Source organism: Kitasatospora sp. NPDC015121 (genome assembly GCF_055562955.1).
In genome coordinates, this window is sequence record NZ_JBVHEH010000005.1 from 333,634 (window position 1) to 352,149 (window position 18,516).

20 protein-coding genes and 1 tRNA gene are annotated in these 18,516 nt (G+C 75.5%); 10 read left to right on the plus strand and 11 right to left on the minus strand.

The window, feature by feature from the left end; all coding sequences use genetic code 11:
- Positions 1 to 228: 228 nt before the first annotated feature.
- A complete protein-coding gene (locus tag ACZ3J7_RS09615) occupies positions 229 to 2,286 on the plus strand; it encodes a DUF7507 domain-containing protein (RefSeq protein WP_465618560.1) in 2,058 nt (685 codons plus the stop codon).
- An 83-nt stretch (positions 2,287 to 2,369) separates the two neighbouring features.
- Here ACZ3J7_RS09615 and ACZ3J7_RS09620 read toward each other — a convergent pair.
- The 3 genes from ACZ3J7_RS09620 to ACZ3J7_RS09630 all read right to left on the minus strand — a co-directional run bounded on the left by ACZ3J7_RS09620 (position 2,370) and on the right by ACZ3J7_RS09630 (position 3,644).
- Positions 2,370 to 2,459 (minus strand) — tRNA-Ser (locus ACZ3J7_RS09620).
- 52 nt (positions 2,460 to 2,511) lie between these two features.
- Positions 2,512 to 3,051, minus strand: a complete 540-nt coding sequence (gene tadA / locus ACZ3J7_RS09625; protein ID WP_465618562.1) for a tRNA adenosine(34) deaminase TadA — start codon at positions 3,049 to 3,051, stop codon at positions 2,512 to 2,514.
- A gap of 29 nt (positions 3,052 to 3,080) precedes the next feature.
- Positions 3,081 to 3,644, minus strand: coding sequence for a tRNA adenosine deaminase-associated protein (locus ACZ3J7_RS09630; RefSeq protein WP_465618564.1), 564 nt, complete (start codon positions 3,642 to 3,644; stop codon positions 3,081 to 3,083).
- Positions 3,645 to 4,451: 807 nt separating this feature from the next.
- Between ACZ3J7_RS09630 and upp the strand changes: the two genes are divergently transcribed.
- Entirely contained in the window at positions 4,452 to 5,087 is a 636-nt protein-coding gene (gene upp, locus ACZ3J7_RS09635; RefSeq protein ID WP_465618566.1) for a uracil phosphoribosyltransferase, read from the plus strand.
- 86 nt (positions 5,088 to 5,173) lie between these two features.
- Here upp and ACZ3J7_RS09640 read toward each other — a convergent pair whose 3' ends face one another.
- From ACZ3J7_RS09640 to ACZ3J7_RS09650, 3 genes are all read right to left on the minus strand, one after another.
- The gene (locus tag ACZ3J7_RS09640; protein ID WP_465618568.1) at positions 5,174 to 5,878 is read right to left on the minus strand and encodes a LytR C-terminal domain-containing protein; all 705 of its coding nucleotides are present in this window, start codon (positions 5,876 to 5,878) and stop codon (positions 5,174 to 5,176) included.
- A gap of 204 nt (positions 5,879 to 6,082) precedes the next feature.
- The gene (locus tag ACZ3J7_RS09645) at positions 6,083 to 6,379 is read right to left on the minus strand and encodes a type II toxin-antitoxin system VapB family antitoxin (protein WP_014136828.1); all 297 of its coding nucleotides are present in this window, start codon (positions 6,377 to 6,379) and stop codon (positions 6,083 to 6,085) included.
- Positions 6,380 to 6,500: 121 nt separating this feature from the next.
- Entirely contained in the window at positions 6,501 to 7,664 is a 1,164-nt protein-coding gene (locus ACZ3J7_RS09650) for a hypothetical protein (protein WP_465618570.1), read from the minus strand.
- A gap of 133 nt (positions 7,665 to 7,797) precedes the next feature.
- Here ACZ3J7_RS09650 and ACZ3J7_RS09655 point away from each other — a divergent pair, with 133 nt between their 5' ends.
- Positions 7,798 to 8,658, plus strand: a complete 861-nt coding sequence (locus tag ACZ3J7_RS09655) for an alpha/beta hydrolase (RefSeq protein WP_465618572.1) — start codon at positions 7,798 to 7,800, stop codon at positions 8,656 to 8,658.
- A 73-nt stretch (positions 8,659 to 8,731) separates the two neighbouring features.
- The gene (locus tag ACZ3J7_RS09660) at positions 8,732 to 9,253 is read left to right on the plus strand and encodes a YbhB/YbcL family Raf kinase inhibitor-like protein (RefSeq protein WP_465618574.1); all 522 of its coding nucleotides are present in this window, start codon (positions 8,732 to 8,734) and stop codon (positions 9,251 to 9,253) included.
- Between the two features lie 10 nt (positions 9,254 to 9,263).
- Here ACZ3J7_RS09660 and ACZ3J7_RS09665 read toward each other — a convergent pair whose 3' ends face one another.
- Positions 9,264 to 9,758, minus strand: coding sequence for an FBP domain-containing protein (locus tag ACZ3J7_RS09665; protein ID WP_465618575.1), 495 nt, complete (start codon positions 9,756 to 9,758; stop codon positions 9,264 to 9,266).
- A gap of 113 nt (positions 9,759 to 9,871) precedes the next feature.
- Between ACZ3J7_RS09665 and ACZ3J7_RS09670 the strand changes: the two genes are divergently transcribed.
- A complete protein-coding gene (locus ACZ3J7_RS09670) occupies positions 9,872 to 10,381 on the plus strand; it encodes a SixA phosphatase family protein (protein ID WP_465618577.1) in 510 nt (169 codons plus the stop codon).
- A gap of 27 nt (positions 10,382 to 10,408) precedes the next feature.
- Positions 10,409 to 11,008 carry a hypothetical protein gene (locus tag ACZ3J7_RS09675; protein WP_465618579.1) on the plus strand — a complete coding sequence of 200 codons (600 nt, stop codon included), beginning with the start codon at positions 10,409 to 10,411 and terminating at the stop codon, positions 11,006 to 11,008.
- 73 nt (positions 11,009 to 11,081) lie between these two features.
- Here ACZ3J7_RS09675 and ACZ3J7_RS09680 read toward each other — a convergent pair whose 3' ends face one another.
- Positions 11,082 to 12,209, minus strand: coding sequence for a hypothetical protein (locus tag ACZ3J7_RS09680; protein ID WP_465618581.1), 1,128 nt, complete (start codon positions 12,207 to 12,209; stop codon positions 11,082 to 11,084).
- 246 nt (positions 12,210 to 12,455) lie between these two features.
- A complete protein-coding gene (locus tag ACZ3J7_RS09685) occupies positions 12,456 to 13,592 on the minus strand; it encodes a TolB family protein (RefSeq protein ID WP_465618583.1) in 1,137 nt (378 codons plus the stop codon).
- Between the two features lie 499 nt (positions 13,593 to 14,091).
- Between ACZ3J7_RS09685 and ACZ3J7_RS09690 the strand changes: the two genes are divergently transcribed.
- Positions 14,092 to 14,613: a DinB family protein gene (locus ACZ3J7_RS09690; protein WP_465618584.1), complete on the plus strand. Its 522-nt coding sequence runs from the start codon at positions 14,092 to 14,094 to the stop codon at positions 14,611 to 14,613.
- Between the two features lie 41 nt (positions 14,614 to 14,654).
- Here ACZ3J7_RS09690 and ACZ3J7_RS09695 read toward each other — a convergent pair whose 3' ends face one another.
- Together ACZ3J7_RS09695 and ACZ3J7_RS09700 are read right to left on the minus strand one after the other, a co-directional pair.
- Entirely contained in the window at positions 14,655 to 15,035 is a 381-nt protein-coding gene (locus ACZ3J7_RS09695; RefSeq protein WP_465618586.1) for a MerR family transcriptional regulator, read from the minus strand.
- Positions 15,032 to 16,027: a helix-turn-helix transcriptional regulator gene (locus ACZ3J7_RS09700; protein WP_465618588.1), complete on the minus strand. Its 996-nt coding sequence runs from the start codon at positions 16,025 to 16,027 to the stop codon at positions 15,032 to 15,034. The genes ACZ3J7_RS09695 and ACZ3J7_RS09700 overlap by 4 nt, the downstream gene beginning before the upstream one ends.
- A gap of 107 nt (positions 16,028 to 16,134) precedes the next feature.
- On the opposite strand from ACZ3J7_RS09700, the gene ACZ3J7_RS09705 reads away from it, so the two are divergent.
- The 3 genes from ACZ3J7_RS09705 to ACZ3J7_RS09715 all read left to right on the plus strand — a co-directional run bounded on the left by ACZ3J7_RS09705 (position 16,135) and on the right by ACZ3J7_RS09715 (position 18,495).
- Positions 16,135 to 16,731, plus strand: coding sequence for a DinB family protein (locus ACZ3J7_RS09705; RefSeq protein ID WP_465618590.1), 597 nt, complete (start codon positions 16,135 to 16,137; stop codon positions 16,729 to 16,731).
- Positions 16,732 to 16,879: 148 nt separating this feature from the next.
- Positions 16,880 to 17,821, plus strand: coding sequence for a sigma-70 family RNA polymerase sigma factor (locus ACZ3J7_RS09710; RefSeq protein ID WP_465618592.1), 942 nt, complete (start codon positions 16,880 to 16,882; stop codon positions 17,819 to 17,821).
- Positions 17,818 to 18,495 (plus strand): NAD(P)-dependent oxidoreductase, encoded by a 678-nt coding sequence (locus ACZ3J7_RS09715; RefSeq protein WP_465618594.1) that lies wholly within the window; start codon positions 17,818 to 17,820, stop codon positions 18,493 to 18,495. Before ACZ3J7_RS09710 ends, ACZ3J7_RS09715 begins: the two co-directional genes overlap by 4 nt.
- Positions 18,496 to 18,516 lie beyond the last annotated feature (21 nt).

The window sequence follows — 18,516 nt, forward strand, 5'->3', positions numbered from 1 at the left end:
CGGAGCTGCTGCCCCCTCCGCGGGCCGAGAGGCTCCGCACGGGCTCCGCACCTCCCCGGCCCGGTGGTCAACCGCCCGGGAGTGCGGGGCCCTCCGCCGTCCCCGCGCGCTCCGCCGGGCGGGTGTTCGGCGGCGGCCGCCGCGTGTCCGTGCCCCGGTTCCGCCCGCCTCGAAGGTCGACTACGAAGCATCGACCGGAGAGGCCCGGAGAGGCGGAGCGCAGACGTGGTGACCATCCGACGGACCCCCAGGGCCGGCCGCGCCCTCGCGGCCGCGGCGGCCTGTGCCGCGGCCCTCCTCGCGACGGCCGGGCCGCCGCCCGCCACCGCCGCCCCGCCCGGGCACCGGGCCGGTGCGGGCACGCCGCTGGTGGACGAGACCTTCACCGGGGCGAGCGCCGACGGCGACTTCGTCGCCACCGGTGGCGCCTGCCTCACCGGCGCCGCCGAGGTCCCCTTCCTCCCGGCCGTCGAACCGCGCCCGCTGACCGGCTGCCCGAGCGGCGGCGCGGTCGGCCCCGTCCCGCCCGACGCCGCCGCCCCGTACGGCTACCTGCGGATGACCGACGCCGGCAACGACCGGGCCGCCGCCGTCCTGTACGAGCGCCCGCTGCCCGCCAACGAGGGCATCCGGGTCACCTTCGAACAGTGGCAGTACGGCGGCGACACCACCAAGCCCTCGCCCGCCGACGGGATCGCGTTCTTCCTGGTCGACGGCGCCGCCTCGCTCACCCGCCCCGGCGCGTTCGGCGGCAGCCTCGGGTACGCGCAGAAACTGCCCGACGACGACCCGGCGCACTCCTTCCTGCCCGGCGTCGAGGGCGGCTACCTCGGCGTCGGCCTGGACGTGCTCGGCAACTACTTCGGCGACTGGGAGCACCGGGGCGACGGCTGCGCCACCCGCTCCCCGGCCGGCACCGGCTTCCGGGCCCCCGCGCCCGGCGCCAACATGGTGACGCTGCGCGGACCCGGCGAGGGCACCAGCGGTTACTGCCTGCTCGGCGCGACCACCGACAACACGACCACCACCGGGCCGTGGCCGTCCACCCTGCCCGGGCAGCTGCACGGCCCCGCCACCGCCGCCGACCTGCCGCCCGGCACCACCCCCGCCCAGGCCGAGGCCGCGCTGGTGCCCAGCCGGCGGACCGTCACCGTCACCGTCACGCCCGGGCCCGACCCGCGGGTCGAGGTGGACGTCGACTTCGGCTCCGGCCCGGTCCGGGTGCTCAGCCGGGCCGCGCCCCAACCGGTGCCCACCACCTACAAGTTCGGCTTCGCCTCGTCCACCGGCGCGTTCACCGACGTGCACCTGCTGCGGCACGTCACCGCGAGCAGCGTGGCGCCGCTGCCGCGGCTCAACCTGGTCAAGCAGGTCGACCGGGCGCAGCCGCTGCCCGACCCGGTCACCTCCGGCACCGTCGTGCCCTACCAGTTCGTGGTCACCAACGGCGGCGGCACCGAGATCCGCGACCTGGCCGTCAGCGACCCGGTGGTCGGCCCGGTCAGCTGCCCGACCACCGTCCTCGCCGTCGACGCGACCGTCACCTGCACCGCCTCGTACACCGTCACCGACGCCGACGTGCGGCGCGGCTACCTCACCAACACGGCCTTCGCGCACGGGAATTCGGACAGCGGACCGGTCGAGTCGCCGGAGGCCCGGCACGAGCTGCCGCTGAACGACGACTTCGGGCTGCTGCTGGAGAAGCACGTCGACGACGCCCGGGTCTACCGGGTCGGGCAGACCGCCACCTACACGTACACCGTCACCAACACCACCACCCAGCCGGTCACCGGACTGTTCCTCACCGACGACCGGCTCACCGGCGTGCGGTGCGCGGCCACCACGCTGACGCCGCGCGACACCCCCGGCGCGGTGACCACCTGCACCGGCTCGTACACCGTCACCTCGGCCGACGCCGAGGCGGGCGGCGTGCGCAACACCGCGACGGCGACCGGCAGCACGCCGGACCGGACCGTCACCTCGCCGCCGGACGACGCGGTCATCGTGGTCGAGCCGGAGCCCGGGGCGACCGAGAGCCCGGGGCCGAGCCCGAGTCCGAGTCCGAGCGCCGACCCGTCCGAGGGGCCCACCGGGTCGCCGTCGCCGTCGCCGTCGGCTCCCGGGTCCCCGGCGCCGCCGCCGGTGCCCTCGCCGTCCGCGACCGTGCCGGGGCCGGGCGGGGAGATGCCCGGGACGGGGAGCGCGCCGGTGCTGCCGCTGCTGGTCGCGGGCGGACTGGTGTCGGCCGGGGTGGTGGCGCTGCGGCTGGCCCGCCGGCGCGGCTGACCCGACGGACCGGTGGACGGACGGAGGGCCGCCACCTCCGGAACGCCGAAGGGCCCGACCGGAAACCGGTCGGGCCCTTCGCGTGGCGGTAGCGGTGGGATTCGAACCCACGGTGGAGTTGCCCCCACACACGCTTTCGAGGCGTGCTCCTTTGGCCGCTCGGACACGCTACCGAGGGGAACTCTACCGGATCGGGGGGAAGGGACGAAATCCGTTCCGGGGCGGTCAGCGCCGGGTGTCGAAGAAGGCCAGCAGCTGTGCCGTGCACGCGTCGGCGAGGACGCCGCCGATCACCTCGGGGCGGTGGTTGAGGCGGTTGTCGCGGACCACGTCGAAGAGCGAGCCGGCCGCGCCGGCCTTCGGGTCGTACGCGCCGAAGACCACCCGGGCGAGGCGGGAGAGGACGATCGCGCCCGCGCACATCGTGCAGGGCTCCAGGGTGACCACCAGAGTGCAGCCGCTCAGCCGCCACTCCCCGACCGCCGAGGCGGCCGCGCGGATCGCCACCACCTCGGCGTGGCCGGTCGGGTCGCCGACCGCCTCGCGGACGTTGTGGCCGCGGCCGAGCACCGTGCCGTCCGGCCCCAGGACGAACGCCCCGACCGGAACGTCACCGGTGGCGGTGGCCAGGGCGGCCTCCTCGATCGCGAGGCGCATCCGGCCCTGCCACCGGTCGCGGACCGGGTCGGGGCGTTCGGGGGCGGGCAGCGGGGCGATCCGCGGCCGTTCGCCCAGGGTGTCGGCGGGAGGGGGGACGGGCTGCATGGTCCCAGTGTCGGGCACCGGGGCCGCCGCTACCGAACGGCCTCCAGGACCTCGCCGCAGCCCAGCGCCTCGGCGATCTCGCCCAGCGCGTCGCCGGGCGCCGAGCCCTCGCCGGCCAGCTCCAGCAGGTCGGCGGCGGCCATCCCGAACTCGGTCAGCAGCTCGGAGTCGCCGATCGGCCCGACCGGACTCGCGCCCCGGCCGCCGGCCGGCTCCTCGTCGTCCTCGTCGGCGTCGTCCTCGGCGACCGCGCCGTCCTCGTCGTCGAGGCCGGCCACCAGCCCGTCGAGGTCGTCGAAGTCGGCCTCCCCGTCCTGTTCGATCAACTCGTCGGTGAGCACCGCGCCGTACGAGCTGCGCGCCGCGGCGGCCGCGTCGGAGACGAAGATCCGCGGGTCGTCCTCACCGTCGATGCGCAGGACGGCGAACCACGCGTCCTCCTGCTCGATGAAGACCAGCACGGTGTCCTCGTCCTCGGCCGCCTCGCGGGCCAGGTCGGTCAGGTCGGCCAGGGTCTCTACGTCGTCGAGTTCCGTCTCGCTCACATCCCACCCGGCACCGGTGCGAGCAAGCACTGCAGCGAAGTACGCCACCAGGGACACTCCCAAGATTGGTCTCGGCTGTCGGCGATCTCGGGCGGGTGCGGTCCGGCCGCCCCCGCGCCAGAGGGCGGCCCGCTGTTCGGACCGTCCCACCGCATCGTGACAGAAAGGCCGCCGCTGCGGGGGGTGTTCGGCAGCGCGTCTTCGCAGGTCGTGTCGGAATGGTCGGCTTCCGGCCGCTCCGGGCGCGGATCTCGTCCGCCGGAGGCCTTGCGACGGGGGCGTCCGGGCGCCGGAGGGGCGCGGACGCGGTGCGGGGCGCGGCCGCGCGGGCCGCGTCGGAGCGGCCGGATCCGGTCCGTTCCGGCCGGGTGGGAGGGGTGCGGCGGGCCGGAGCGGGGTACGTCCGGGGCGGGACGCGGGGGTCGGGAGCGTCGGGGCCGTCGGGACCGTCAGAACCGGAAGGTGCGCATCCGCATGGCCTCGCGCATCCGGCGCTCCTTCGTCCGTCTCGGCTGCACCCGGGCCCGCAGCTCCCGGGCCTCGGTCAACTCGCGGAGGAACACGGCCCGGCGCCTGCGCCGTTCCGCGTCGGTCTCCGCGGTGCTCTCCGTGCCGCTCTCTGGCGCCGGACGGGACTCGTCTGTCGAGCCGGACCCGCCCGCGCCGGCGGTCGATGCCCGCGTCGGGTTGCTCTTCATAGGTTCCGACTTTCCCAGATCAGCCCCTTCGATACCACAGGAGCGACCGGACTTCCGTGATTCCGGGCGGATCCGGGCCGGTCCGGCAGGTCGTCCCGGTCCGGGCGGATTCGTACGGAGTCGTACACACGTGCCGGTGGCCGTTACCGTTGGTGTCATGCGCCTCCACGTCGTCGACCACCCGCTGGTCGCCCACAAGCTCTCCACCCTGCGCGACGAGCGCACGGACTCGCCGACCTTCCGACGGCTCACCGACGAGCTGGTCACCCTGCTCGCGTACGAGGCGACCCGGGACGTCCGGACCGACACGGTCGAGATCACCACGCCGGTCGCCGTCACCCGGGGCACCCGGCTCTCCTACCCGCGCCCGCTGGTCGTCCCGATCCTCCGGGCCGGCCTCGGCATGCTCGACGGCATGACCCGGCTGCTGCCCACCGCCGAGGTCGGCTTCCTCGGGATGGTCCGCAACGAGGAGACGCTGGAGGCGTCGACCTACGCGACCCGGATGCCGGACGACCTCTCCGGGCGGCAGATCTACGTCCTCGACCCGATGCTGGCCACCGGCGGCACGCTGGTCGCGGCGATCCGGATGCTGCTCGACCGGGGCGCCACCGACGTCACCGCCGTGGTGCTGCTGGCCGCGCCCGAGGGCGTCGCGGTGATGGAGCGCGAGCTGGCCGGGCGGCCGGTCACGGTGGTCACCGCGGCGGTCGACCAGCGGCTGAACGAGCACGGCTACATCGTGCCGGGGCTGGGCGACGCGGGCGACCGGCTGTACGGCACGGCCGGCTGAGGGAACGGGACGAACGGCGAGGTCCGGTCGAGGGCGGGGGTTCCCGTCCTCGACCGGACCTCGTTCGCGTGCGGGCCCCGGCGGGCTCAGCAGTGGCCGGGCTCCGGGGTGGGGGAGGGCTTGGTGAGTTCGGCCAGGGCGGCGGCGGCCTGGGCGGGGTCGGCGAGGGCGCTGAAGGTGTCGCCGATGACGAAGTCGACGGTGGCGTCGGTGCGGCCGTCCTCGGTGGCGGTCGCGGCGGCGACCTGCGAGACCAGCAGGGTGGCGGCGCCGAGGCCGCCGGGGCCGCTGAGGACCTGCGCGGTGCCGGGGACCTTCTTGTCGAGCGCGGCGGGCGCGTTGCCGACCTTGTCCACCACGAAGCCGCGCTTGCGCAGCTCGTCGGCGGTGCGGGCGGCCAGGCCGGCCTTGTCGGTGGCGTTGTAGACGTTCACCTTGACGGCGGCGGGCTGCGGCACGGCCGTGTTGCTGGGGACGGCCGCCGGGGCGCCGGACGCCGGGGCGCCGGACGCGGCGGCGCTCAGGGCGCCGGCCGACGCGGAGTCCTCCGGGGCGGCCAGCGGCTTGCCGGAGACGCCGGCGCAGGCCTGGGTGCCGACGTCCTTGTGCTTGCCGCTGAAGACGTCGTACAGCTGGGCGCCGCCCACCGTGACCAGGCCCAGGGCCAGCACGGTGCCCAGCGCGACGGCGATCTTGCGACCGCGGCGCGGGGGCCGGCCGAGACGGGGGAAGGCGTTCCCGGTGACGCGGTACTGCTTCCCCTTCAAACCCCGGGGAGTCAACATGCTCATGGTCTGTCTCCCCCTAGGTGCCAGGGTGGGGTGTCGGTGACCGCGGAACGGCCGTGGCGATCGGGCCGCGTTGACCGCTGTAGTCAGCACACTAATCCGACTACGGGTGCGCGGGTACTAGACGATCATCATCCGGGGGACGACGGCACTCGAAAGGACGTACCGGTACCGCCACCGGTTGCACCCGTCCCGCGTGACACCGGGTCAGTCCATCTCCAGCACGCGGGCGTGCAGGACCTGGCGTTGCTGGAGGGCGGCCCGGACGGCGCGGTGCAGGCCGTCCTCCAGGTAGAGGTCGCCGCGCCACTTCACCACGTGGGCGAAGAGGTCCCCGTAGAACGTGGAGTCCTCCGCGAGGAGGGTCTCCAGGTCCAACTGTCCCTTGGTGGTCACCAACTGGTCCAGCCGCACCGGACGCGGCGCGACGTCCGCCCACTGGCGGGTGCTGGTCCGGCCGTGATCCGGGTACGGCCGTCCGTTGCCGATGCGCTTGAAGATCACACGGAAAGCCTACCGTTCGGGACGCTCCGGGCGCAGCAGGCGGGGCGAACGGTGCGTTGACCGGATCGAGGGGCGTTTCGGGTGATAGGCGGGCGAAACGCCTTTTCCGGGCGGCGGCGGGCTACCGCAGGGCCTGGCCGATCCGGTCCAGCGAGGACAGCCGCATCAGGCCGTAGTTGTAGAACTCGACCTCCGGCACGCCCAGTTCGCGCAGGGTGGCGATCTTGGCGGTGAGGTTGGCCGGGCCGTCGCAGTCGGAGGCCATCGGGCGCAGGATCACCGCCATGTCCTGGGGGCGGACGCCGTGCAGGGCGAAGGCGGCGACCTTCTCGCGGACCTCGGCGGGGGTCTTCGCGTAGCCGAGGGTCTCGATCTGGTGGGCGGCGCCCGCGAGGGCGGGCAGGTCGATGCCGGAGAGCCAGCCGGTGCCCGGGCCGCCGCCGTCCATGAAGGTCAGCCGCATGCCGTGGGCGGCGGCGGTGGCGGCCAGCTCGGCGGCCAGCGAGGTGACGGTGCGGGCGGAGGCGTCGACGTAGGCGGCCAGCGCGCCGCCCGCCAGCTCGTCCAGCGGGGTGGGGGCGAGCGCGCGCGACCCGTCGGCGAGGCGGGCCCGCAGTTCGGTGCGGACGGTGTCGCGGACGTGCTCGGCCGGGACGCCGGCGGCGGTCGCGGCGGCCAGGCAGTGCGGGCAGAAGCAGATCGACAGCAGGGCCTCGGTGACCGGGCCGAGCTCCTCGAAGTAGCGCTCGTGGTGGTAGCCGTGCGCCAGGCCGTGGAAGTGCAGCGACTCGGCGCGGATCGCGTCCACGCCGTAGCGGGCCAGCTCCTCGACGATCGTCCGGCAGTACTCGCGGACCTCCGGGTTGGCCGGGCACAGCTCGGTCAGGTGGCGGTCGCCGAAGGCGTTGGCCGGGGCGCAGTCCGGGTGCGCGAAGCCGAGCCGGTCGTTGTGGCAGAAGACCGTCCAGGCGTGCAGCTTGAGGCCCCGGCGGCGGGTCTCCTCGGCGGCCTCGGCGAACGGGTCGCGCTCGCCGATCGCGGTGGACGGCAGCGGGGAGAGCCGGCGGCCGCCCCAGCGGGCCGGGTCGGGGCGGAAGTACGCGGCGCCCGGCTCCAGGTAGCGCAGCACCCGGCGCGGGTTGTGCGGGAAGACGTCCCGGGCCTCGTGGTAGACCGACGCGAGCGTCACGCCGCCGACGCCGGCCCGGTCGGTAAGGTTGCCGAAGAAGGTGTCTGCCCCTTCGTCGATCAGGTCGGTGGCGAAGGCGAGGACGGACGTCTCCACGGGGCGGCTCCGGGGCGGTCGGGCGCGACGGTCGGGGGGCCGTCAGGTGCGGGGAAAGAAGTACGGGGAGTGACCACGGTAATCGGGCGCTCCTGTATTGGTCTATACCTGGTTGGGTGAGGGGAGCGGTGGCGTGACGGTGTACCGGGGCTTCGACCAGCGGGAACTCGACCGCGAGTACTCGCCCAGCAGCAAGGTCGCCGACCTCGACGCCGAGCTCGACGCGTACGCGGAGCAGAGCCGGCGGGCCCACCGGGAGCTGCCCGGGCGCCGCGAGCTGCGGTACGGGCCGCAGGCGCCCGAGCTGATCGACTTCTTCCCGGCGGACGCCGACGGCGCCCCGCTGCACGTGTTCGTGCACGGCGGCTACTGGCAGGAGCTCGGCAAGGAGGACGCCGCCTTCCCCGCGCTGGACCTCGTCCCGCGCGGCAGCGCGTTCGCCGCCGTCGGCTACGGGCTGGCACCGCACTGGCCGGTCGAGCGGATCGTCGGGCAGGTCACCTCGGCCGTCCGCTGGCTGCTCGACCACGCGGCGGAACTCGGCGCCGACCCCGGGCGGGTCGTGCTCGGCGGCAGCTCCGCCGGGGCGCACCTGGCCGCCTGCGCGCTGCTGGACCCGGCGGTGCGCGGGCGGGTGCGCGGGGCGGCGCTGCTCAGCGGGGTCTACGACCTGGAGCCGATCAGCCTCAGCTACGTCAACGAGCCGCTGGGCCTCGACGCCGACCGGGCGCGGCGGCTCAGCCCGCTGCACGCCGGGGCGGCGGCGCTGGCCGGGCTGCCGCCGGTCGTGCTGGCGCTCGGGGAGCACGAGACGGACGAGTTCGGGCGGCAGCAGGCGGAGTTCGCGGCGGCGCTCCGGGCGGCGGGCGTGCCGGTGCGGGAGCTGCTGGTGGGCGGGCGCAACCACTTCGACCTGGTCTTCGACCTGGGGAGGCCGGACACCGTGCTGGGGGCGGCGGTGCGGGAACTGGACCGGGAGCCCCCGCGCGGCTGAAGGGCGGGGAGCGGAGCGCCGGTTCGTAGACTGGGACGCCACTTCCGCACACCTTCGACGAGGACGGTGAACGATGACCGCGCGCATCCCGCTTCCCTACGACTTCCTGCCGCCGGTGCCGGCGTTCGAGCTGCGCAGCGAGGACCTGGTGGACGGCGCGACCATGCCGGACGCGCAGGTGCACGCGCTGGGGAACGTGTCGCCGCAGCTGGCCTGGGCGGGCTTCCCGGCGGGCACCCGGTCGTTCGCGGTGACCTGCTACGACCCCGACGCGCCGACGGCGGCCGGCTGGTGGCACTGGATCGCGGTGAACCTGCCGGCCGAGGTCACCGAGCTGCCGCGCGGCGCCGGGGCGGACGACGGGGGGCTGCCCGGCGGGGCGTTCCACGTCCGCAACGACTTCCCGGGGCACCGGTACGACGGCGCGGCGCCGCCGCCCGGTCCCGCCCACCGGTACGTGTTCGTGGTGCACGCGCTGGACGTGCCGGCGCTGGAGGTCGGGCCGGACACGCCCGCCGCGCAGGTCGGGTTCCACCTGACCGCGCACGCGCTGGGCCGAGCCGTCCTCACGGTGGAGTACCGGTCCGCACCGTGACGCGGGCCGGTCAGGCCAGGACCTGGCGGAGGAACGCCTCCAGGTTGGCGACCGTCCGGGCGATCTGCTCCTCCAGCGGGAGGGACTCGTCCGGGCGGCTGACCGTGGCCCGGCGGCGCAGGCCGCGGACGTACAGCGAGCAGGCCAGGTCGGCGCAGAGGTAGGTGCCGACCGAGTTGCCGTCCCGCCCGGCCGCGCCCGCCCGCGGGGCGGTGAGCAGCGAGACGCCGCTGCCCGCGTGCGCGGTGATGCAGACCGAGCAGACGTTGGTGCGGGTCAGGCTGCGCCGGACGTTCGGCGAGCGGAGGGTGACGCCGGTCAGGGCGCCGTCGAGCTCGGCGACCAGGTACGCCCGGTCGGGGGCGCCGAGGTCGCGCCAGCCGAGGAAGTCGAGGTCCGCCCAGCGGCGCTCGGCCAGGTCGCGCGGGACGGGCAGCCGCTTGGCCTCGCCCTTGGAGCAGTTGACGAAGGACGCGCGGATCTCGGACTCGCTCAGGGCACGCATGCCGGTGACGCTAGCCGAGCCGCGCGGGTGTGTCGTCCGGTTTTCCGCCGGTATCGGCGGGCGGTCCGCGCGTCCCCCGGGGACGCGGCGCGCGGGCGGGCCACACTGGGGGGATGACCCAACTGCGGCGGTTGATCGTGCTGCGGCACGCCAAGGCGGACTGGCCGGACGTCCCGGACGAGCTGCGGCCGCTGGCCGAGCGCGGCCGGGCCGACGCGGTGGCGGCCGGGCGCTGGCTGGCGGAGCACCGGCTCGTGCCGGACCGGGTGCTCTGCTCCACCTCGGTGCGCACCCGGCAGACCTGGGAGCTGGCCGAACCGGAGGTCGGCGGCGCGCCCGAACTCGTCCTGGAGCCCCGGGCGTACCGTGCCGAGGCGGACGAACTGGTCGATCTGCTGCGGGAGTTGCCCCCGGTGGTGCGCACCGTGATGCTGGTCGGGCACCGGCCCGAGGTGCAGGAGCTGGTGCTGGGGCTGGCCCACGGGCGGGAGAGCGAGGCGCTGGAGCGGGTGCGGACGAAGTTCTCCACGGCCGGGATCGCGGTGCTGGAGGTTCCCGGCGAGTGGAACCAACTCGCCCCGGGGAGCGTCGCGTTGACTGACTTCGAGGTGCCGCGCGGGTGAGTCGGGCGGCGTGACAGGGATGGGGCCATGCGCTTCGACACCGTTCCCAAGCCGCCCACCGTGGCGGACCGTCCGCGCGACGAGCGGGGCTACCCCGTACCCGCGATCACCCCGTGGGAGGACGGGCGGCCGCAGTTCGCGCTGACCGACTACGAGCGCTCCGCGCACTGCGCCCGGGAGCGGCTCTGCTCGGTGTGCGACACGCTGATGCCGCGGGGGACGGTGTGGCGGGTGGTCGGCGGCGAGGAGGCCTCGGCGATCGGCGCGGCGCTGGCCGCGGGCCGGCCCTACCGGAACATGGCGCCGACCATGGAGGGCCCCGGACACCGGGCCTGCATGCTGTACGCCTCGATGGTCTGCCCCTACCTCGCCCGCTCCAACGCCCGCCGCCGGGTCTCGGCCGCGCAGGGCGACACCCCCGACGAGCTCACCGCGCACGTGCTGCGCGGGGCCGCCCGGGGCGACCTGGGCGCGGTGGTCGGCTTCGCCGAGTACGAGTACGCGATCACGCCGAACCGGGTGCTGTTCCGCTTCCTGGAGCCGGTGGAGTGGCTGCCGCACGACAGTGCCGACCAGCAACTGCCGAACCTCCAGCAGGAGTTGGCCCGGATCGCGGCGCGGCGGTGAACGCGGACTCCCGGTTCGCGGACCCTGAGTTCGCGAACCGGGAGCGGCCGGCGGGGTGGTGCGGGGGCGCGGGTCAGCCGCGGTAGGCCGGGAGACCGGTGGTGTCGGAGACCTTGGTGGGCGTGCCGCCCTTGGCGGGGATGGTGTAGACGCCGTCGGGGGCGCGGAAGGCGATGGTCCGGCCGTCGGCGGAGAAGACCGGCTGGGTGTAGTCGACGGTGGCCTTCGGGGTGAGGTCGCGCGGCTGCTCCCGGGAGTCCTGGTCCAGGGTGAACAGGTGGTCGTGGCCGTCGACGGAGCGGACGAACACCAGGTCGCCGTCGTCGTCCCGGTCGGGCTGGGAGCCCTTGGCGACGGGCTCGCCGCCCTGGCGCAGGTACTCGTCGCGGAGGTAGACCTGGCCGTCGTCCTTGTTGGCGTAGACCGAGGAGCCGATCCGCCCGCCGGTGTTCGGCCACAGGTTGCCGGTCTGCGGGAGCGGCACGGCCTCCTCCGAGAAGTCCGAGCTGTTCAGGTGGAGCGGGGCGGGGGTGCCGCCGGTGGCGGGGACGGTGAGCAGGCGCAGGGTGCCGTGGTCGTCGGCGGTGAACTGCAGGTTGTTCTTGGCCGGCAGGCCGGTGCCGGCCTCGTCCTTGCCGGGGGTGAAGACCTGCCAGACCGGGTGGGACCAGGTGACGCCGGCGGGGGCCTTGGCGATCAGGACCCGGTGCGAGCCGTCGGGGTCGGCGGTCTGCAGGTTGCCGCTGCCGTCGACGAAGGCGGCGTGCCTGCCGTCGGGGGACCAGGACAGGTCGCGGACGACGGTGCCGAAGTCGACGCTCCCGCCGTCCATGACGACGTAGCGGGTGCCGTTGCTGATGGTCAGGCCGGTGCCCTTGGTGAGGTTCAGGGCGGGGGCCTGCGGGCGGGCCTGGGTCTGGGTCGGCGTGGCGGCCGGGGTGGAGGCCGAGGCGGTCGGCGCGGCCGGGCCGGAGGCGGTGGCGGTCGGCGTGGCCGTAGCGGTCGGGGTCGCGGTCGGGGTGGTGGTCGGGGTGGCGGTGGTGGTGGCGGTGCGGGACGGGGCGGCCGGGGTGGCGGGGCCCTTGCCGGCGTTGTCGGCGGTCGACGGGTCGCAGGCGGTGAGCAGGAGGGCGGTGCCGGCGGTGATCGCGGAGACGAAGGCGACTGCGGCGGAGCGGCGGAGGCGGGCGTGCGCGGACATGGACGGTTCCCCCCAGGAACGGTGGTGATCGGTGCGGTGGTTGCCCCCGTCGGCTGCTTGCGTTCCGTCTCCCGGGGCGATAACTGAAGCTTCGCAGTCGAATGACCCCGCGCCGTGCGTGAATCGTCACTGCGGGGCAACAGCCGCTGGAGGAGCAACTCCGGAGTTCCACAAGGATGGTGACGGAGCGACGACAGCCCGCCCGGCGGGTGCCGGGCGGGCTGCGGAACGGAGGGCGGGGGCGGGTCAGCCGCGGTAGGCGGGGAGGCCGGTGGTGTCGGAGACCTTGGTGGGCGTGCCGCCCTTGGCGGGGACGGTGTAGGTGCCGTCGGGGCCGCGGAAGGCGATGGTCCGGCCGTCCGGGGAGAAGGTCGGCTCGGTGTAGTGCACGGCGGCGTCCGGGGTGAGGTCGCGCTCCTCGCCGTCGTAGCCGCCGATCTTGGTGAACAGGTGGTCGTGGCCGTCGACGGCCCGGACGAACACCAGGTCGCCGTCGTCGGACAGGTCCGGCTGGGAGCCGCGGGTGGCGGCTGCTCCGCTCTGCCGCAGGTACTCGTCGCGGATGTAGACCTGGCCGTCGGTCCGGTTGGCGTACACCGACTTGGCGTACCGGCCGCCGACGTTCGGCCACAGGTTGCCGGTCTGCGGGAGCGGCTTGGCGTTCTCGTCGCTGAAGGGGTTCAGGGACAGCGGGGCCGGGGCGGCGCCGCCGCCGGCGGGGACGGTGAGCAGGCGCAGGGTGCCGTGGTCGTCCGCGGTGAACTGCAGGTTGTTCTTCGGCCTGAGGTACATGGCGGCCTCGTCCGGGGTGGGGGTGAAGACCTGCCAGGTCGGGTGGGACCAGGTGACGCCGGTGGGGGCCCGGGCGACCAGGACCTGGCGGGTGCCGTCGGGGTCGGCGGTCCGCAGGTTGCCGTCGCCGTCGACGAAGGCGGCCTGCCTGCCGTCGGGGGACCAGGCCAGGTCGCGGACGACGGTGCCGAAGTCGACCGTCCCGCCGTCCATCACCACGTAGCGGGTGCCGGTGCTGATGGTCAGGCCGGTGCCCCCGGTGAGGTTCAGGGCGGGGGCGGGCGCGGGGTCGGACGGGGAGGCGGTGGGCCGGGAGGCGTCCGCGTCGGCCGTCGGACCGGTGCCGACGTCGGCCCCGGTGGCGCTCGTGTCCGCGCTCGCGCTCGCGGTGGGGCTCGGCGTGGCCGGGGCGGCGGTGGCGGCGGCGGGCGTCGGGGGCGCGGACGGGGTGGCCGGCGCGGTGGTGCGGGCGGCGGGCTCGGCGCTGTCGGCGGTCGACGGGTCGCAGGCGGTGAGCAGGAGGGCGGTGCCGGCGGTGATCGCGGAGACGAGGGCGACGGCGGCGGAGCGGCGGCGGGCGTGCGCGGACATCGGGTGGTTCCCCCCAGGAACGGTGGCTGCCCCGTCGGTGCCTGTTGTTCCGTCTCCCGGGGCGGTGCTCCTAGCTTGGCACCCCGATGACCCTGTCGGGTGATCGGATTGTCACCGTGGGGCAACGGATGTTCGGTGGCGAACTCACCCGCACCGCAAGGCAGCTGACGCGGCGCCGCCCGGCAGGTGGGGGCCCGGTGATCAGGACCTGGTGGGAGCCGCCGGGGCCGGCGGTCCGCGGGCGGGCGCGTCCGCGCGCGTCGCCGGGCGCGGGGCGGAGGCAGTGGCTAGCGTGGCAGGGCACCTGCTTTCCCCCGGGACGGCGTCCCGGGCCCGATCCCGATCCCCGCTGCCGGGGATCCCCGCGAGCGGAGGGAGACGCGCCATGGCAGCGCGACCCGAGGGCACCACCGGGCGGCCGGACGCGGCGTCCGACCACCCGGAGGGCGCCGAGGCGTTCCACGGTGAGCGGCCGAGCGCGGCGGAGGTGGGCTGAACGATGGTCACCCCGCTCCCCGACCTGACCGGCGAACGCGCCGACCTGCTGGCCGCGTTGGACAAGCAGCGCGGGTTCCTGCGCTACACCGCGCGCGGCCTCACCGACGCACAGGCCCAACAGCGCACCACCGTCAGCGAACTGACCCTCGGCGGGCTGGTCAAGCACGTCGCCGGGGTGGAGGAGCGCTGGCTGCGGTTCGCCGTCGGCGGGGCCGAGGCGATGCGCGCGGAGGGCGCGCCGGACGACGCGGACGCCTGGGCCGAGCAGTTCCGGATGCTCGACGGCGAGACCCTGGACGTCCTGCTGGAGCGCTACCGGGCCGTCGCCGAGCACACCGACAACCTGCTCGCCACCCTCGACCTGGACGCCGAGCACGCGCTGCCCGCCGCGCCCTGGTTCGAGCCCGGCGCGCGGTGGAGCGTGCGCCGGGTGCTGCTGCACGTCGTCGCGGAGACCGCGCAGCACGCCGGGCACGCCGACATCATCCGGGAGTCCCTGGACGGGCAGCGGACGATGGGCTGAGCACGGTCGGGCTGAGCGCGGCCGGGCCCAGCCGGCGGGGCTCAGTCGGCCGGGAGGACGCTGCGGTAGTAGTCGATCTTGTCGCGGAGGTGGGCGCGCTGGCGTTCCAGCAGGGCGATCCGGTCGTTGACGGCGGTGTCGTGCCGCTCCAGCAGGTCGATCCGGCCGAGCAGGCTCTCCGGGCCCTCGGCACGGGCGAGTTCGGCGTAGCGGCGCATGTCGGCGATGGGCATGCCGGTGTCGCGCAGGCAGCGCAGGATGCCGAGCCAGCCCATGTCGTCGGGGCTGAACCGGCGGTGGCCGCTGGTGGCGCGGGTGATCGAGGTGAGCAGGCCGATCCGCTCGTAGTAGCGCAGGGTGTCCAGGCTGAACCCCGAGCGTTCGGCGGCCTCGGCGGGAGTGAGCAGCTGTTCGGTCGTCACCGTTCCGATTCTGCCCCCTCGTTCGGCCCGGCGGGACGGGTGCAGCGGGTGAAGCGCTCGCCCCAGGAGGCGAGCAGCGCGGACAGCTCGGGCGGCGAGACGATCCGGAAGTCGGCCTCCAGCGAGCCGAGGGCCATCGCGGGCCACTCCAGCGAGTCGGACTTCATCCGGACCCGGCTGCGGCCGTCGGCGGTCTCCTCGACCTCGGACCAGCCGCCGATCCGCTTGCGGACGTGCGCCGCGGGGGCGTCGACCAGGGCCTCGATCCGGTGCGGCGCGGGCAGGTTCCGCATGCCGGCCCGGACGAACTCGGCGACGTCGGCGGCCGGGAGGGTGCGGGGCCGGAAGCGGGCGCCGGTCGGCTCGGGGGCGCCGAGACGGTCGAGCCGGAAGGTGCGCCAGTCCTGCCGGGTGAGGTCGTAGGCGACCAGGTACCAGCGCGCGCCGAGCCGGACCAGGCTGTGCGGTTCGACGTGCCGCTCGGTGGCGGCGCCGTCGGCGGCCGCGTACCGGAAGCGCAGCCGTTCGGTGTCCCGACAGGACAGGGCGACGGCGGTGAGGGTGTCGGGGTCGATCCGGGCGGTGGTGTCGCTGCGCCATTGCGCGGGGACGGTGACGGCGCGCAGCGCCTCCACCCGGCGGCGCAGCCGGGCCGGCATCACCTGGACGACCTTGGCCAGCGCCCGGACCGACGCCTCCGCGATGCCCTCCACCGGGCCGTCCGCCGCCGCCTGCAGGCCGACGGCCAGCGCGATCGCCTCCTCGTCGTCGATCACCAGCGGCGGCAGCGCGGCCCCCGCGGCCAGCTGGTAGCCGCCGTCCACGCCGCGCCGGGCCTCGACGGGGTAGCCGAGCTCGCGCAGCCGGTCGACGTCCCGGCGCAGGGTGCGGCCGGAGACGCCGAGCCGGCCGGAGAGCTCCTCGCCGGGCCAGAAGCGGTGGGACTGGAGCAGGGTGAGCAGGCGCAGGGTGCGGGCGCTGGTATCGGCCATGGATCCCATCCTGCGCGCATTGCGGACGGAAAGTGGCCGCAATGGTCCGTAGCGTGGAACACGAAGCGAGAGCAAGGCAGCGCACCGCGACCGGAGAGGCGACACCCATGAGCACCCAGACCACCCAGGCCGTCGAGAGCACCGAGACCGCCGAGACCGCCGAGGGCCAGTACCCCGCCGCCACCGTCGAGGGCCCGACCCCCGAGCACTCCGACCTGATCGCGCAGCTCCGCGCCGCCCGGCACTTCCTGAGGTTCACCGCCCGCGGCCTGGACGACGAGCAGGCCGCCCGCCGCACCACCGTCAGCGAGCTGACCATCGGCGGCCTGATCAAGCACGTCACCTCGGTGGAGCGGGCCTGGGCGGCGTTCATCGCGATCGGCCCGGCGGCGCTGCCCGACTTCAACGCGATGACCGAGGCCGACTTCGAGGAGCGGGTGAAGGAGTTCCGACTGCTGCCCGGCGAGACCCTGCTCGGCGTGCTCACCGCGTACGACGCGGTCGCCCGCGGCACCGAGGAGCTGCTGCTCGGCACGGCCGACCTGAACGTCGCGCACCCGCTGCCGGAGGCGCCCTGGTTCGCCCCCGGCGTGAGCTGGTCGGCCCGGCGCACCGTGCTGCACATCATCGCCGAGACCGCCCAGCACGCCGGGCATGCCGACATCGTCCGGGAGTCCCTGGACGGGCAGAAGAGCATGGGCTGAGCGGCCCGCGCACGCGGCCGGGGCCGCCGACGGACGACGTCGGCGGCCCCGGCCGCGTTCGTCCGTCCGCTTTTCTCCGGCGTCCGTGTCACACCCGGGCGCCGCTGCCACTCTCGGGATGCGGACGGCGAACGGAGAGAGGGGCGACATGGACGAGGCCGAGGCGACCGAGGTGTTCACCGGGCACCGGGAGCTGCTGTTCTCGATGGTCTACAACCTGCTGGGCACGGTCGCCGACACCGAGGACGTGCTGCAGGAGACCTGGCTGGCCTGGGCGGGGCGGCAGCGCTCGGACGCGGCCGGGCCGGTCGCGCACCCGCGCGCCTACCTGGTGCGGACCGCCGTGAACACCGCGCTGGCGCGGCGGGCCGAGATCGACCGGCGGCGGGAGAGCTACTTCGGGCCCTGGCTGCCCGAGCCGCTGCTCGCCCCGGCCGGGGCCGGCGCGGCCGCCGGGGCGGACGAGGCGGGGGAGCGGGCCGAGGCGGTGTCGATCGCGCTGCTGGTGGTGCTGGAGACGCTCACCCCGCTGGAGCGGGCGGTGTTCGTGCTGCACGAGGTGTTCGGGTACGGCCACCCGGAGACCGCCGAGATCCTCGGCCGCAGCCCGGCCGCCGTCCGGCAGCTCGCGCACCGGGCCCGCGAGCACGTCCGGGCCCGGCGCCCCCGCTACCGGGCCGACCCGGCGGTGCGGCGGCAGGCCACCGAGCGGTTCGCGGCGGCCGTCGGGGGCGGCGACCTGGCGGCGCTGCTGCGGCTGCTCGCCCCCGGGGTGACGCTCTGGGCGGACGGCGGCGGGAAGGCGACGGCGGCCGGTTCCCGTCCGGTGCACGGCCGCGAGCGGGTCGCCCGGCTGCTGGTCGGCAACGCGGCGCGGGCGCGGGACGTGCGGGTGCGGTGGGCCACCGCCAACGGCGACCCGTCGGCGGTGCTGTTCCTCGGCGAGGCCCCGTTCGCGGTGCTGGTGCTGGACCTCTCGGCGGACGGCGAGCAGGTCACGGACGTCTACTTCGTGACCAACCCGGACAAGTTGCGGGGCGTGGACCCCGGTGCGACGGAATCGGATCGAGAGAGCAGGGGAGAGTCGTGAAACTGACCGTGGTGGCCGCCAGCGGCGGCATCGGGCGCGAGCTGACGGCGCAGGCGCTGGCGGCCGGGCACGAGGTGACGGCGGTGGTCCGCGACCCCGCCAAGCTGGGGGAGACCGGCGAGCGGGTGGCCCGGGTGGTCCGGGCGGACCTGGCGGGCGCCGACCCGGACGGGCTGCGGACGGCGGTGGCGGGCGCGGACGCGGTGCTGTCCGGGCTCGGCGCGGTCGGCCGGGCGGGCGTCGGCGTCGCCGAGACCGGGACGCGGGCGCTGATCGCGGCGATGCGGACGGAGGGCACCCGGCGGCTGCTGGTGGTGAGCGCCGCGCCGATCGGCACCGTGCCCTCGCCGGCCCGCCCGCACCCGCCGCGCCACGACCCGGGCGAGGGCCCGCTGATGCGGTACGTGCTGACCCCGGCGGTCAAGCGGGTGCTGCGCGCGCACTACGCGGACCTGGCCCGGATGGAGGACGAGGTGCTGGCCGGCGGCCTGGACTGGACGGTCGTCCGCCCGCCCCGGCTCACCGACGGGCCGCTGACCCGCGACTACCGGGTCGCGTACGGGCGGAACCTGCGCGGCGGCTCGAAGGTCTCCCGGTCGGACGTCGCGCACTGCATGCTGCGCGCGGTGGCCGACCCGGACACCGTCGGGCGGGTCCTCGGCGTCGCCTACTGAGCGGGCCCGCCTACGCTGGGC

Excerpts from the sequence above, each read along its gene's own strand:
- tadA (WP_465618562.1), bottom strand. The coding sequence starts at position 3,051 with ATGCAGCCCGTCCCCCCTCCCGCCGACACCCTGGGCGAACGGCCGCGG.
- upp (WP_465618566.1), top strand. The coding sequence starts at position 4,452 with ATGCGCCTCCACGTCGTCGACCACCCGCTGGTCGCCCACAAGCTCTCC.
- ACZ3J7_RS09640 (WP_465618568.1), bottom strand. The coding sequence starts at position 5,878 with ATGAGCATGTTGACTCCCCGGGGTTTGAAGGGGAAGCAGTACCGCGTC.
- ACZ3J7_RS09660 (WP_465618574.1), top strand. The coding sequence starts at position 8,732 with ATGACCGCGCGCATCCCGCTTCCCTACGACTTCCTGCCGCCGGTGCCG.
- ACZ3J7_RS09665 (WP_465618575.1), bottom strand. The coding sequence starts at position 9,758 with ATGCGTGCCCTGAGCGAGTCCGAGATCCGCGCGTCCTTCGTCAACTGC.
- ACZ3J7_RS09670 (WP_465618577.1), top strand. The coding sequence starts at position 9,872 with ATGACCCAACTGCGGCGGTTGATCGTGCTGCGGCACGCCAAGGCGGAC.
- ACZ3J7_RS09675 (WP_465618579.1), top strand. The coding sequence starts at position 10,409 with ATGCGCTTCGACACCGTTCCCAAGCCGCCCACCGTGGCGGACCGTCCG.
- ACZ3J7_RS09680 (WP_465618581.1), bottom strand. The coding sequence starts at position 12,209 with ATGTCCGCGCACGCCCGCCTCCGCCGCTCCGCCGCAGTCGCCTTCGTC.
- ACZ3J7_RS09685 (WP_465618583.1), bottom strand. The coding sequence starts at position 13,592 with ATGTCCGCGCACGCCCGCCGCCGCTCCGCCGCCGTCGCCCTCGTCTCC.
- ACZ3J7_RS09690 (WP_465618584.1), top strand. The coding sequence starts at position 14,092 with ATGGTCACCCCGCTCCCCGACCTGACCGGCGAACGCGCCGACCTGCTG.
- ACZ3J7_RS09700 (WP_465618588.1), bottom strand. The coding sequence starts at position 16,027 with ATGGCCGATACCAGCGCCCGCACCCTGCGCCTGCTCACCCTGCTCCAG.
- ACZ3J7_RS09705 (WP_465618590.1), top strand. The coding sequence starts at position 16,135 with ATGAGCACCCAGACCACCCAGGCCGTCGAGAGCACCGAGACCGCCGAG.
- ACZ3J7_RS09710 (WP_465618592.1), top strand. The coding sequence starts at position 16,880 with ATGGACGAGGCCGAGGCGACCGAGGTGTTCACCGGGCACCGGGAGCTG.